This is a genomic window from Pseudomonas sp. C2B4 (genome assembly GCF_013359695.1).
Classification (GTDB): domain Bacteria; phylum Pseudomonadota; class Gammaproteobacteria; order Pseudomonadales; family Pseudomonadaceae; genus Aquipseudomonas.
In genome coordinates this window covers 40,758-54,295 of record NZ_JABFMU010000045.1, presented here as the reverse complement: position 1 = coordinate 54,295, position 13,538 = coordinate 40,758, and the positions used below count along the sequence as shown (strand labels likewise).

Sequence of the window (13,538 nt, the reverse complement as noted above, 5' to 3'; positions counted from 1 at the left end):
TCCTGGCGATTGGCCCTGCCTTCCGATCTTGCTGACGGCACAAAGACCGCTTTCGCGAGCAGGCTCGCTCCCACAACTGTTTTGGGGTATTGGTTAGGGCTGTACCGGTTTCTTGAAGACGTAAAACAGATTCGGCTCGCTCACCAGGTACATCGTACCGTCGTCATCCATGGCGATCCCTTCCGCTTGCGGTACGGTCTTTTGCAGCCCCTGACGCCCCTTGCTCAATGACATGGTGCTCAGCGGTCGCCCGTCCACATCCAGCTCCAGAATCAGCCGTGACTCGTCGGACAGCGCCATCAAGTGCCCGCTGCGCTCGTCATATTGCAGGCTCGACAAATCGCGCACGAACATCCCGGCATCACGCTTGGGATTGTTGATGACATGTACCGCATAGGATTTTTCCGGATTGAAGTGCGGAAATCCGTGCACTTCGTAGATCAGCATCGGGTCGCGCTCCTTGGCGACAAACAGGCGCTTGCCCACCGAATCGTAGGCCAGGCCCTCAAAACCCTTGTTGCCCGCCATGTGCACGCCGAGGGTCATCTGCTCCGCATCGGCGGAGTCGAGAAAGGTGGTGTCCGGCTCCAGATGGATCTTGATCAGCCGCTGCTCGCGCTCATCCGTAATCACGTAAGTATCGGCGCTGATGAACTCCACGGCTTCCGGATCGCCAAAGCCGACCAGCGCAATGCGCCGCAGGATCTTGCCATCGAGGGAGAGCTCGATCAGTTCGGAGTTCTTGTTGGTGACGGTGAACAGGCTTTTGCGCACCGGGTCATAGGTCAGCGCTGAAACATCGTCGTCCAGCCCTTCGATGACCTGCCCCTCCACCACCACCCGATACTGGTCCAGGCCAATGGATTGAGTGCTCATTGGTTGCCAAAGTGTGTGCAGGTTAAACCAGGCGCGCTCAAACAGCCGCAGGTATTGGCCGACGGCAATCAGCACAATCAGCACAATCATCGACAAAATGAGAATCAGGGGTTTGGGGCGGGCAAATCGGCGCATTGGGTGCGGGCTCGGAATCAAAACAGGCGGATGAGATATCACGACTGTCTGAATTAAAGCTTAATGGCCACTTGCCCGCTCCTACAATCGAGCGGCGAAAGTCCTACAAAATGGACTCAGCGCTGTTTTTCGAAGCGATAGAACAGGTTGGGCTCGCTGACGATGTACACAGTACCCGCCTCGTCCATGGCCACACCTTCGGCACGGGGAATGGTCTTTTTCAGTCCGTTGAAACCACGCAGCAGGGTCATGAAACTGACCTGTTCGCCCTTCTCGTCCAACTCCAGCAACAAATGGGAGTCGGCGGAAAGAACCAGGGTATGGCCGGTTCTGGGATCGATGGCCAGGGCCGACAGGTTGCGCAGATCCAGTTCGTCACTGGCGAGTTTCTGCTTGTCGCCGATCAGTTTCTGGCCGTCGCTTTTCCAGGTAAACAACGCCGGTGGACGTTCCTCGCCCAGCAGCACCTGTTGATTGCGCGAATCCCAGGCGATGGCTTCGAACGCCTTGTTCTGGTCTTTCGAAGGCCCGAGATCGTACTTCGTGAAATTGGCGATGTTCAATTCCCGGGTTTCGGCATCGACTCTGACGACGGTGAGCAGGTGGTCGCGCTCGTCGACAATCGCCAACAGACCATTGCCCAATACCGTCACCCCTTCAGGGTTACTCCAACCCACCAGAGGGATTTTTCGCAGGACGTCACCCTGCAAGGACAACTCCACCAGAAACGGATTTTTGCCCATTACCGAATACAGGGTCTTGCTTTGAGGATCGTAGGACAGGTCCGAAGCCTCATCCTTTTCCATGCCCGGCAGCGGTTTGGCATCGATCACCGCCTGATAGTCCGGCAACCAGATACTCTCCTGGCGCTCGGCGGCGCTTTCAAAACGCTCCTGCACCCAGAGCACGCCACGGTCATCCCAATGCATGGCAAACGCGAGGCCGTACGCGGCGATTGCCACCAACAACAGCCAGGAATACCAACGCAGGGCAAAGCGCGAGCGGCGAGCAGTTTTAAGCGTGGTCAGCGGTTGGGTGGCCATCGGGGAATGCATCCGGAAATTCAGGCTATGGGTAATAGCACAATTGGGATCGACTCAGACGCCGAAAACCCTGGAATTATCCAGATCAGATGTGAAAAAAACGGGAAATGGCGGGAAAGCCCTTTGGGACAATCACGAAAACCACTGTGGGAGCGAGCCTGCTCGCGAAAGCGGTGGATCAGCCGACATTAATGTCGACTGACACTCCGTATTCGCGGGCAAGCCCGCTCCCACAGGGTTTAGCGGTGTTTTGACTAACGAACGCTGCTGGTAAAGCTGCTGGCGCCCGGGAGCTCCAGCACGATCTCATCACCGACGTTCAGCGGGCCGACGCCAACCGGCGTACCGGTGAGGATCACATCCCCGGCCTGCAGCGAGAAGCAGCCGGCCATGTGTTGAATCATCGGTACGATCGGGTTGAGCATCGCGCTGCTGTTGCCATCCTGGCGAACTTCGCCGTTGATGGTCAGGCGAATGCCGATGTCAGTCAGGTCGGCGAACGTGCTGCCGGACACGAACGGAGCAATCACCGCCGCGCCGTCGAAGGACTTGGCGATCTCCCAGGGCAGGCCCTTGGATTTCAGCTCGGCCTGCTTGTCACGCAAGGTCAGGTCCAGCGCCGGGGCAAAACCGGAGATGGCATCGAGCACTTCTTCGCGGCTCGGCCGGGTCGACAACGGCTTGCCGATCAGTACCGCGATTTCCGCTTCGTAATGCACCGAGCCACGCTCGGTCGGAATGCTGAAACCACCTTCCAGCGGCACCACGCAACTGCCCGGCTTGATGAACAGCAGGGGTTCGGTAGGCACCGGATTGTCCAGTTCCTTGGCGTGTTCGGCGTAGTTACGGCCGATGCACACCACTTTCCCCAGCGGGAAGTGAATACGCGTGCCGTCGACATACTGGTGCTGATAGCTCATGGACCGACTCCTGGTTCGTAGCTCTTAAAAGTCAAACAGCGAAAATCTTGCCCGGGTTCATGATGCCGTTCGGATCGAACACGGCTTTGACGGCTTTCATGTACTCGATCTCAACCGGGGAACGGCTGTAGGTCAAGTAATCCCGCTTGGTCATGCCCACGCCATGTTCGGCGGAGATCGAGCCGTTGTACTTCTCGACGGTTTCAAATACCCACTTGTTGACGGTGGCGCACTTGGCGAAGAACTCGTCCTTGCTCAGGTTATCCGGTTTGAGGATGTTCAAGTGCAGGTTGCCGTCGCCGATGTGGCCGAACCAGACAATTTCGAAATCCGGGTAGTGTTCGCCGACGATCGCGTCAATTTCCTTAAGGAAAGCCGGCACTTTCGACACGGTGACCGAGATGTCGTTTTTGTACGGCGTCCAGTGGGAAATGGTCTCGGAGATGTATTCGCGCAGCTTCCACAGGTTCTGCAACTGGGTTTCGCTCTGGCTCATCACGCCGTCCAGTACCCAGCCCTGCTCCACGCAGTGCTCGAAGGTTTCCAGGGCGTGGTTGGCCACTTCTTCGGTGGTCGCTTCGAATTCCAGCAGGGCGTAGAACGGGCAGTCTGATTCGAACGGTGCTGGCACGTCACCGCGTGCCATGACTTTGGCCAGGGCCTTGTCAGAGAAGAATTCGAAGGCTGTCAGGTCGAGTTTGCTCTGGAACGCATGCAGAACCGGCATGATCGAATCGAAATCAGCCGTACCGAGGACCATCGCCGTCAGGTTTTTCGGTGCGCGATCCAGGCGCATGGTGGCCTCGACCACGAACCCCAGGGTGCCTTCGGCGCCGATGAACAGCTGACGCATGTCGTAGCCGGTGGCGTTCTTGATCAGGTCGCGGTTCAGCTCCAGCACGTCGCCTTTGCCGGTGACCACTTTCATGCCGGCGACCCAGTTACGGGTCATTCCATAGCGAATCACCTTGATCCCGCCGGCATTGGTGCCGATATTGCCGCCAATCTGGCTGGAACCTGCCGATGCGAAGTCCACCGGGTAGTACAAGCCCTTTTCCTCGGCCACGTTCTGCAGGTGCTCGGTGACCACACCGGGCTGACAAACGGCAGTGCGGTCAGTCAGGTTCACATCGAGGATCTGGTTCATATAGTCGAAGGACACGACGACTTCGCCGTTGGCGGCCACTGCCGCGGCGGACAGCCCGGTACGACCGCCGGACGGCACCAGCGCCACCTTGTGTTTATTGGCCCACAGGACAATGGCCTGGACCTGCTCGGTGGTCTTGGGGAACACAATGGCGGTCGGGGCCGGGGCGAAATGCTTGGTCCAATCCTTACCGTAAGCATTCAGGGAGTCGGCATCGGTCAGCACCTTGCCAGGCTCAACCAGGGTCTTCAGCTCATCAATCAGGGCAGGATTGGTCATCGACAGAACTCTCGAACAATTCATGGTCATCCTGAGAACGCTTCACGTCGCAGGAATGAGTGTTTAGCGGGGCGCATATGCTAGCATACCGACCCCGCAGCATAGTGCCCAACGGCTGTACTGCGGCGACGGTTTTGTTGCCGTCCGGGTCAGCATCTGTTGACCATTTCCTGCCATTTTTCTCCGGGATACAGGTTTACGCAGATGAGCAAGACTTCTCTCGATAAGAGCAAGATCAAGTTCCTTCTTCTCGAAGGCGTCCACCAATCGGCTGTCGACGTCCTCAAGGCGGCGGGCTACACCAGCATCGAGTACCTCACAGGTTCTCTGCCGGAAGCCCAGCTCAAGGAAAAGATCGCTGATGCTCACTTCATCGGCATTCGCTCCCGCACTCAACTGACCGAAGAGATCTTCGATCACGCGAAGAAGCTGGTGGCTGTCGGCTGTTTCTGCATCGGCACCAACCAGGTCGACCTGGACGCAGCCCGTGAACGCGGTATCGCCGTGTTCAACGCCCCGTACTCCAACACTCGCTCCGTGGCCGAGCTGGTACTGGCCGAAGCGATCCTGTTGTTGCGCGGCATCCCTGAGAAGAACGCTTCCTGCCACCGTGGCGGCTGGATCAAGAGCGCGGCCAACTCCTTCGAGATCCGCGGCAAGAAGCTGGGCATCGTCGGTTACGGTTCGATCGGTACTCAACTGTCGGTCCTGGCTGAAGGCCTGGGCATGCAGGTTTACTTCTACGACACCGTGACCAAGCTGCCACTGGGTAACGCCACCCAGGTCGGCAACCTGCACGAGCTGCTGGGCATGTCCGACATCGTGACCCTGCACGTTCCGGAAACCGCTGCCACCCAGTGGATGATCGGCGAGAAGGAAATCCGCGCCATCAAGAAAGGCGGCATCCTGATCAACGCCGCGCGCGGCACCGTGGTCGAGCTGGACCACCTGGCCGCCGCCATCAAGGACAAGCACCTGATCGGCGCAGCCATCGACGTATTCCCGGTGGAGCCACGCTCCAACGACGAAGAGTTCGAAAGCCCGCTGCGTGGCCTGGACAACGTGATCCTGACCCCGCACATCGGTGGCTCCACCGCCGAAGCGCAGGCCAACATTGGCCTGGAAGTGGCCGAGAAGCTGGTCAAGTACAGCGACAACGGTACCTCGGTATCGTCCGTCAACTTCCCGGAAGTGGCCCTGCCGGCTCACCCTGGCAAGCACCGTCTGCTGCACATCCACGAGAACATCCCGGGCGTGATGAGCGAGATCAACAAGGTCTTCGCCGAAAACGGCATCAACATTTCCGGTCAGTTCCTGCAGACCAACGAGAAAGTCGGCTACGTGGTGATCGACGTAGACGCCGAATACTCGGACCTGGCGCAACAGAAGCTGCAACACGTCAACGGCACCATCCGTAGCCGCGTGCTGTTCTAAGAGAGCAGCTGTAGGAGCGAGCTTTGCTCGCGAAAAACGTGCGGACAGCGAGAGCACTCAGACTGCACTCGTCATTATTGGCGTCCAGCGTTGTGAAAAAAGGGAGCCCCTCGCAAGGGGCTCCCTTTTTTATTTAACGTTGACCGTGATTTTCTCGGAAACAATCGGTGGATCGAACACGGTGTGATTTTTGTCGCCCAGTATCAGTTGCAGCGTGTGCTTGCCCGGTGTCAGCGTGACTTCAGCCTGGGTTTGCGCCTTGCCGAAGTGCACATGATTGGCATCGACCGGGATCGTCTGGCCGGCCGCTGGCAATTCGTCCACGTCAATCAATAGATGATGATGCCCGGTGTTCTTGGTGGCATCTCCTGCCGGCGCCAGCGCAATATTCTCGACAGCGAACTTGACCATGAAGGTCTGTGGAACCGTACCGCCGTCCTTGGGCGAAACGATGGACACTTCAGCACCTTTCGGGGCCGGCGTGGCCGCACTGGCCAGCACCGAAACGCCCATCATCAGGCCAGCCAAAACTGCACGTGACATAAAGGTTTTCATTCTCTTCTCCAGTTTTTCCGTAAAATCCGCGTGACCATCACAACTTCATGGTCAATCGTTGTCGAAGGCACTCGACAACCATAGCAAAGCGAGCCTGAATCAGAGCATCGCGATAATGATTTCAAAGGAGTGACCATGCGCTTTCTGCCTGGCCTGATTTGCCTGCTACCCCTTTTGAGCCCTTTGGCTCATGCCGAACTGATTGATGACGTCAACGATCGCGGTGAATTGCGTATCGCCCTTGAAGCCAATACACCGCCCTTCAATTTCAAGGAAGACGGCAACCTTGCAGGCTTCGAAGTCGAGTTGGGTCAAATGCTGGCCAACGAACTCGATGTGCGGGCTGACTTTGTCGTCACGGATGCCAATGATCTGCTGACCGGTGTTGAGAGCGGCAAGTACGACGTCGCGATCAATCACATCACAGAGACCCCTGCGCTCAAGGATCGTTTCGATTTCAGCGAACCTTATATTCGAGCCGATGCGCAATTGATCGCGCAAAAGGACGAGCAACAGCGCTCAATCCTGCTGGTGCAGTCGCTGACAGAAGAAAAGCCGAAAGCCAGCTCGCCCGTGAATCTGGCGATTCCGTTTCAGAAAGGTAACCCGGCCTTTCATGCCAGCCTGGAAAACGCACTGCAGCGGATCAAGGCCGATGGGAGGCTGGAAGCGTTGGAGAAGAAGTGGTTTGGGGCCGATGCCGGTGGGGCGCCGAAGCCCTAAGTCGCGAGTCAAACCTGTGGGAGCGAGCCTGCTCGCGAATGCGGTGTGTCAGTCGACATTAGTGCTGCCTGACACACCGCTTTCGCGAGCAGGCTCGCTCCCACAGTGGTTTTGTGTGGGTCATTAATTGAGTGCGGCCAGTGCCTGTGCCGCTTCAGCCAGCTCAAGTTCGCTGAACACCAGCACCCCATGACGCTTGAGCAACGCCGCCGTCACCCCTTCGCCACTGACCTTCACCCCGCTGAACGTACCGTCATAGGTCAGCAGATTGCCGCAGGACGGACTGTTGGCCTTGAGCACGGCAATGCGGATACCGTGCTGCTGCACCAGTTCCAGCGCTTGATAAGCCCCGGACAAGAACTGCGCGCTGACATCTTCGCCCTCGGTCGTCATGACCGGCGCCTGCCCCTCCAGCACATGAGCGCCCTGCCCGCCCGGAATTTCAGCGGCCGCCCGTGGCGTCGGCAGGCCACCGGCGACTTCCGGGCACAACGGCACGATCCGGCCTTCGTCGAGCCACGCCTGAAGTTGATCGAACGGCCCGCTGGCACCGCCGTCGTAACGGACGCGATGCCCCAGCAGACAGCGACTTACCAGTATTTTCTGCATGATCAGAACGGCTCGTTGCCCCGACGCCGGAACCATCCGGTCAACGACAGGCGTTCACGGGTCGCGGGCAGGACTTCATGGGGAACATCACCCGACAGGAACACCACCAGGCATCCCCCGGTGGGTACCACATCGTATTGCCTGTCTTCATCCAGGTACATGCGCAACTGGCCACCGTGCTCCGGCAACCAGGCGTCGTTGAGGTAAACCACTGCCGACACCGTGCGCCGGTCGTCGTCGCGAAACCGGTCGACGTGCTTGAGGTAGAACGCGCCGGGTGGATACATCGCGAAATGGCTCTCGAAATCTTCCAGGCCCAGAAACAGGTCGCGGTTGATCGCCTCCCGCAGGCTGTCCATCAACTGCAGATAGTTGTCGCACGCCTCACCCTGACCGGGCTCGATCCACTGGATATGATCGCCGCGAATCCCCTCGCGAATCTCCGAGGAAGGTCCACGCCCTACCGCTGCCGGGGCCAGTTCACCCTCGCCGGCACGTTTACGGCACTCGGCGGCCAGCGCTCGGGTCAAATCCAGAGGCAGGAAAATATTCTGCTGCGACCAGCCGTTGGCAGCCAGGTCGTCGACGATTCGTAACAGCAGTGGGTGATCAGAAGATATTCGCATGGCGCGCATAGTATTCCTGCGCCCGAAATTCCGACAGAGCCACGCAGCGGGTTGATACGAATTCTCGACAAGACCGTATGCCACACGGAGAATAGTCGCCTGCTGACAGGAGTCCCTATGCGCCGTTTGCTTTTCTCCCTGCTGATGTTCTGCGTTTTGCCCGCCTGGGCAGACGGCCACGACCAGTTGTACAAGGTCGCCGGCTGGCCGGAACAACGCGCGCATTTCAACGACGCCCTTTCGGCCGCGCAAAAACGCTACGAAAGCAGCCTGCCACCGGCGGTGTTCCAGGCCCTGGTCAACAACAGCAACCAGCGCTTTGACCCCAAGGCTGTCGACCAACGCGCCGAAACCCAATTACGCAAGAATCTCGCTGATCCAAAGCCGGCCCTGGCGTTCTTTCAATCCCCGCTGGGCAAGAAAATCGTCGCCGCCGAATTGCTGGCGACCCGCCGCGATCAACTGGCTAAAAATGCCAAGGGTTTGCCGAAGATGCAGGCCAGCGACAGCCGCCTGCTGATCATCGGCCACTTGGCCCAGGCGCTGCCTGCACGGGAAGCCGGCGCGGAAGTCAGCCTGGCCATTGCCGGTGTCGCGGCCGACAGCCTGAGTGCAATGATCCCTGGCCTGCTCGGTGCGGGCCAGGCCCAAGGCATGTTGAACGGTCAGCGCCAGCGCCTGATGGACCAGATCGGCAGCGACCTGAACAACACATTGCTGTATGTCTATCGCGACCTGTCGGATGAAGAACTGGAAGAATTCGCCACCTTTGCCGAGTCGGCCGAGGGCAAGGCGTACTACCAGGCGGCGCTGTCGGCGATTCGGGCGGGGTTGGCGGTGGGGCAGAGCACTTCGAACCTCACCCAGTAATCGACGGCGCCTGATAGACCGCCATCGCGGGCAAGCCCGCTCCCACAGTTTTTTGTTGATCACAAAATTGTGGGTTTTCACCGGCCACTGTGGGAGCGGGCTTGCCCGCGATGAGGCCCTTTCTACCGCTAAAGATTCCGCCCCTTGATCCGCTTGCTCAAAAACCCGAAATACTCCCCACGCAACACCGGCGCCTCATTCGCCAAATGATGTCGCGCCTCGGGCAGCATCAGCACCTGAGGCCGGTCGAACTTGGCCCGCAGCACCTCAAGGTTGTGCTGCCAATCCACCGTCATGTCCGCCTGCCCCTGCACAATCAATGGTCGTCGGGAACTGGCCGGTGCAGCTTCGACACGTTTGATCCAGCGCGCCAATGCCGCCACCCACGCCGTTGGCAGTCGTAGCGGTTGCAACGGGTCGGCCTGCAGGAACGGTAGAAAGTCCGGGTCATTGGAGTTTTCGCTGAAACGCCGGGCGATGGCTTTGACGAAAGGCTTGAGCAGGTAATAACTCAGTTGCGACCAACCCCACGCCCGTGGCCGCACCAGCGGTGCCAACAGGATCACCTGGCCCTGGGCCGGACTGCTCGCCCCCGCATTGAGCACATGATCGATCACGATGGCCCCGCCCGTGCTCTGCCCGCACAGGTGCCACGGTTGCGGCAGATCAAGCGACTGCGCTTCGGCAAACAACCCTTGCAACGCATCCTGGTATTCAGAGAAATCCCTGATGCTCGCCCGCTCGCCACTGGACAGCCCATGCCCCGGCAGGTCACAGGCAATCACCGCAAAGTCCTGCTCCAGCGCCCATTCGATCACGTGCCGGTAGAGCCCGGTGTGATCGTAGAAACCGTGGAACACAAACAGCGTCGCCCTCGCCCGTTCCGGCCACCAGACCTGGCTGACCAGCTCATAACCGTCGACCTGAAAACACCCCAGGCCACTGCGCACGTTACGCGCCGAAAAATCCAGACCGTAAAACCGCTGATAGGCCAGCGCCTGCGCTGACAACGGCTGCCTCTCGGCCAATGGCCGCAGGCTGGCGCGCAGATGATCAGGGTCGAAGGTGACGGACATGGGCGATTCCAGAGCGCTAAACGGACTTTATGGACCTGCGATATTCATCTGTCGCGGCAAGCATGGCAAGCTAGCCGACCTTCGAGGATTGAACCCATGCGATCGCCCTTGCGCGCCACCCTGTTTGTCAGCCTGCTCGCCCTGATATGCGCCGGCGTGCTGTGGGCGGCTTACGACTGGTTTCAGGGACGCTACCTGCGCGCATTCAGCGAGCACACGGCGGTATTTTCCGGCGACCCGCTGCGCCTGCCCGATGCGCTCGCCGGCCCCGGCGCCATCCGCCTCGTGCACTTCTGGGACCCGGCCTGCCCATGCAACGTCGGCAACCAACAACACCTTGGCGAACTGGTCGAGCAGTACGGGCCGCAGGGTGTCGAGTTCTATTCCGTGCAAAAGCCTGGCAGCCACGGCCAATTGCCGAGCACCTTGAGCGGCCTGAAAACCCTCACGGTCCTGCCCGGTTCCGAGCAGGTCCCCGCCAGCCCCGCTGTGGCGATCTGGGATCGCAGCGGCAAGCTGGCGTACTTCGGCCCGTACAGCGAAGGCCTGACCTGCAATTCCAGCAACAGCTTTATCGAACCGATCCTGCAAGCGTTAAACGAAGGTCGCGCGGTGAGTGCTACACACACACTGGCCGTGGGGTGTTACTGCCCTTGGCCTGCCGACCCGACGAAGGAGTAAAAAACGCCGCAATACGAATCCCTCCTACGGCTGATGGGCCATTTCGACGAGCCGTGTTAAACAGTGACACTAGGGAACTGCTGCCACTGATAACAACAAGGAGTCACCATGAAACGTAGCCTGACCGCTCTCGGTTCGCTGATCGTCACCCTCGTCGCCGTTGGCGGCTGGTACGTCTACAGCAAACAGCCGACACGCCAGGGCATGGTGGAACTGCAACACCTGCAAGGCTCGGTCACCGTGCGCTACGACGAGCGCGGCATCCCGCACATCCGGGCCGAAAACGAACCCGACCTGTACCGCGCCCTCGGCTACGTCCACGCCCAGGATCGACTGTTCCAGATGGAAGTCCTGCGTCGCCTGGCCCGTGGCGAACTGGCCGAAGTGCTCGGCCCGAAATTGCTCGATACCGACAAGCTGATGCGCAGCCTGCGCATTCGCGAACGCGCCGAAACCTACCTGGCGAATCTGGATAAACAATCGCCAACCTTCATCGCCATGCAAGCCTATCTGGATGGCATCAACCAGTATCAGGACAGCCACGCAAAGCCCGTGGAGTTCGACGTGCTGGGCATTCAAAAACGCCCGTTCACCGCCCAGGACACCATCAGCATTGCCGGTTACATGGCCTACAGCTTTGCCGCGGCGTTTCGCACCGAACCGCTGCTGACCTACGTGCGCGATCAACTGGGCCCCGATTACCTGAACGTTTTCGAACTTGAATGGCAGCCCAAGGGCGTGCTCGCCAAGCAAACCGGCGGTGCCACGCCGTCCCTGGCCAGCGCCGACTGGAAGGACCTCAACGCCCTTGCCCGCCTGAGTGAACAGGCATTGGCCGACAACGGACTGCCGCAGTTCGAAGGCAGTAACGCCTGGGCCGTGGCCGGTAGCCGCACCAAAAGCGGCAAGCCGTTGTTGGCGGGTGACCCGCACATCCGTTTTTCCGCGCCATCGGTGTGGTACGAGGCGCACCTCTCGGCGCCGGGTTTTGAGCTATACGGTCACTATCAGGCCTTGATGCCGTTCGCCTCGCTGGGCATGAATCATGACTTCGGCTGGAGCATCACCATGTTCCAGAACGATGACCTCGATCTGATTGCCGAAAAGGTCAATCCGGACAATCCCAACCAGGTCTGGTATCGCGGCAAGTGGGTCGACATGGTGAGCAGCGAGCAGCAGATCGCGGTCAAGGGCCAGGCCCCCGTCACCCTGGTGCTGCGCCAATCGCCCCACGGCCCGATCGTCAACGACGCGCTGGGCAACAGCGTCAGCAAAACGCCGATCGCCATGTGGTGGGGCTTTCTGGAAAGCCAGAATCCGATACTTGAGGGCTTTTACCAGCTCAACCGCGCCGACACCCTGGCCAAGGCCCGCAGCGCTGCCGCCAAGGTTCAGGCACCGGGTCTCAACATTGTCTGGGCCAATGCCAAGGGCGACATCGGTTGGTGGGCAGCGGCGCAATTGCCCAAACGACCTGCCGGGGGGCGTCCGTGGTTCATCCTCGATGGCAGCAGCGCCGAGGCGGACAAGGACGGGTTTTATCCGTTCAGCGCCAACCCGCAGGAAGAAAACCCGGCGCGCGGTTACATCGTCTCCGCCAACTTCCAGCCGCAGTCGCCGACGGGCATGGAGATTCCCGGCTATTACAACCTGGCCGATCGTGGCCAGCAGCTCAATCATCAACTCAGCGACAAGGGCATCAAGTGGGATCTGGAGTCCAGCCAGAAGCTGCAACTGGGCACGACCACCGCTTATGGCCCACGCCTGTTGGCGCCGCTTCTGCCGGTGCTGCGTACGGTGGTGAGCGATCCTGCCGAGCTGAAGCTGGTGGAACAACTGGCGCAATGGCAAGGCGATTACCCGCTCGACTCCACCAATGCCACGGTGTTCAACCAGTTCCTGTTCAATTTGGCTGACGCGGCAATGCACGATGAATTGGGCAACGATTTCTTCGAAACACTGCTCTCGACCCGAGTGATCGATGCGGCGCTGCCGCGCCTGGCGGCAGCCCCTGATTCACCGTGGTGGGATAACCGCAATACCCTCGGCAAAGAGACCCGCGCCGATACGGTCAAGGTGGCGTGGCAGGCCAGCATCGCCCATCTCAAGACCACGCTCGGCGCCGATTTCGCGCAATGGCAATGGGGCAAGGCGCACACCCTCACCCATGGTCACCCCCTGGGCCAACAGAAACCGCTGGATCGCCTCTTCAATGTCGGCCCGTTCGCCGCTCCCGGCACGCACGAAGTGCCGAACAACCTGTCGGCCAAGATCGGCCCGGCGCCGTGGCCGGTGACTTACGGCCCGTCGACCCGACGCCTGATCGACTTCGCCGACCCGACCCACAGCCTGACCGTCAACCCGGTTGGCCAGAGTGGCGTGTTGTTCGACCGTCACTATGACGATCAGGCGGAAGCGTACGTCGAAGGGGTTTATTACCAGGCGCATCTCAATGATGAAGAGGTGACGGCTAATACGCGCAGCACATTGAAGTTGTTGCCGGCGCGGTCAGGGCAATAGATCTCTATTAGCCGTGCCGACGCCTTCGCGAGCAGGCTCGCTCC

General features: G+C 59.7%; 13 protein-coding genes and 1 pseudogene. 5 read left to right on the top strand and 9 right to left on the bottom strand.

All coding sequences use genetic code 11. The features are described from left to right. Positions 1-93: 93 nt before the first annotated feature. From HNQ83_RS23335 to HNQ83_RS23320, 4 genes are all read right to left on the bottom strand, one after another. On the bottom strand, positions 94-1,011 hold the full coding sequence (locus HNQ83_RS23335) for an SdiA-regulated domain-containing protein (RefSeq protein WP_175391112.1): 918 nt from the start codon (positions 1,009-1,011) through the stop codon (positions 94-96). A 116-nt stretch (positions 1,012-1,127) separates the two neighbouring features. Next, positions 1,128-2,054, bottom strand: a complete 927-nt coding sequence (locus HNQ83_RS23330; protein ID WP_175391111.1) for an SdiA-regulated domain-containing protein — start codon at positions 2,052-2,054, stop codon at positions 1,128-1,130. A gap of 254 nt (positions 2,055-2,308) precedes the next feature. Then, complete coding sequence (locus HNQ83_RS23325; protein WP_095196318.1) at positions 2,309-2,974, bottom strand: fumarylacetoacetate hydrolase family protein; 666 nt, start codon at positions 2,972-2,974, stop codon at positions 2,309-2,311. A 31-nt stretch (positions 2,975-3,005) separates the two neighbouring features. Further along, positions 3,006-4,400: an FAD-binding oxidoreductase gene (locus tag HNQ83_RS23320; RefSeq protein ID WP_175391110.1), complete on the bottom strand. Its 1,395-nt coding sequence runs from the start codon at positions 4,398-4,400 to the stop codon at positions 3,006-3,008. A gap of 204 nt (positions 4,401-4,604) precedes the next feature. Between HNQ83_RS23320 and serA the strand changes: the two genes are divergently transcribed. Further along, positions 4,605-5,834 (top strand): phosphoglycerate dehydrogenase, encoded by a 1,230-nt coding sequence (gene serA, locus HNQ83_RS23315; protein WP_095196316.1) that lies wholly within the window; start codon positions 4,605-4,607, stop codon positions 5,832-5,834. Positions 5,835-5,963: 129 nt separating this feature from the next. Here the strand turns inward: serA and HNQ83_RS23310 are convergent, their stop codons facing one another. After that, positions 5,964-6,389: a DUF4399 domain-containing protein gene (locus tag HNQ83_RS23310; protein WP_175391109.1), complete on the bottom strand. Its 426-nt coding sequence runs from the start codon at positions 6,387-6,389 to the stop codon at positions 5,964-5,966. A gap of 135 nt (positions 6,390-6,524) precedes the next feature. Here HNQ83_RS23310 and HNQ83_RS23305 point away from each other — a divergent pair, with 135 nt between their 5' ends. Then, a complete protein-coding gene (locus tag HNQ83_RS23305; RefSeq protein ID WP_175391108.1) occupies positions 6,525-7,112 on the top strand; it encodes a transporter substrate-binding domain-containing protein in 588 nt (195 codons plus the stop codon). An 11-nt stretch (positions 7,113-7,123) separates the two neighbouring features. On the opposite strand, the pseudogene HNQ83_RS31725 reads toward HNQ83_RS23305, so the two are convergent. The 3 genes and pseudogenes from HNQ83_RS31725 to HNQ83_RS23295 form a co-directional block, all read right to left on the bottom strand. Then, positions 7,124-7,240, bottom strand: a pseudogene (locus HNQ83_RS31725) (metal ABC transporter ATP-binding protein); the annotation flags it as partial. Next, positions 7,236-7,721, bottom strand: coding sequence for a DUF523 domain-containing protein (locus HNQ83_RS23300; RefSeq protein ID WP_175391107.1), 486 nt, complete (start codon positions 7,719-7,721; stop codon positions 7,236-7,238). The gene HNQ83_RS23300 and the pseudogene HNQ83_RS31725, both read right to left, overlap by 5 nt. A gap of 2 nt (positions 7,722-7,723) precedes the next feature. Next, positions 7,724-8,356: a 2OG-Fe(II) oxygenase gene (locus HNQ83_RS23295; RefSeq protein WP_175391106.1), complete on the bottom strand. Its 633-nt coding sequence runs from the start codon at positions 8,354-8,356 to the stop codon at positions 7,724-7,726. Positions 8,357-8,464: 108 nt separating this feature from the next. On the opposite strand from HNQ83_RS23295, the gene HNQ83_RS23290 reads away from it, so the two are divergent. Then, a complete protein-coding gene (locus HNQ83_RS23290) occupies positions 8,465-9,217 on the top strand; it encodes a DUF2059 domain-containing protein (protein ID WP_175391105.1) in 753 nt (250 codons plus the stop codon). 128 nt (positions 9,218-9,345) lie between these two features. Here HNQ83_RS23290 and HNQ83_RS23285 read toward each other — a convergent pair whose 3' ends face one another. Further along, positions 9,346-10,293, bottom strand: coding sequence for an alpha/beta hydrolase (locus tag HNQ83_RS23285; RefSeq protein ID WP_175391104.1), 948 nt, complete (start codon positions 10,291-10,293; stop codon positions 9,346-9,348). 96 nt (positions 10,294-10,389) lie between these two features. Here HNQ83_RS23285 and HNQ83_RS23280 point away from each other — a divergent pair, with 96 nt between their 5' ends. Beyond that, a complete protein-coding gene (locus HNQ83_RS23280) occupies positions 10,390-10,974 on the top strand; it encodes a DUF6436 domain-containing protein (protein ID WP_175391103.1) in 585 nt (194 codons plus the stop codon). A gap of 108 nt (positions 10,975-11,082) precedes the next feature. Further along, entirely contained in the window at positions 11,083-13,494 is a 2,412-nt protein-coding gene (locus HNQ83_RS23275; RefSeq protein ID WP_175391102.1) for a penicillin acylase family protein, read from the top strand. The last annotated feature ends 44 nt before the right edge of the window (positions 13,495-13,538 follow it).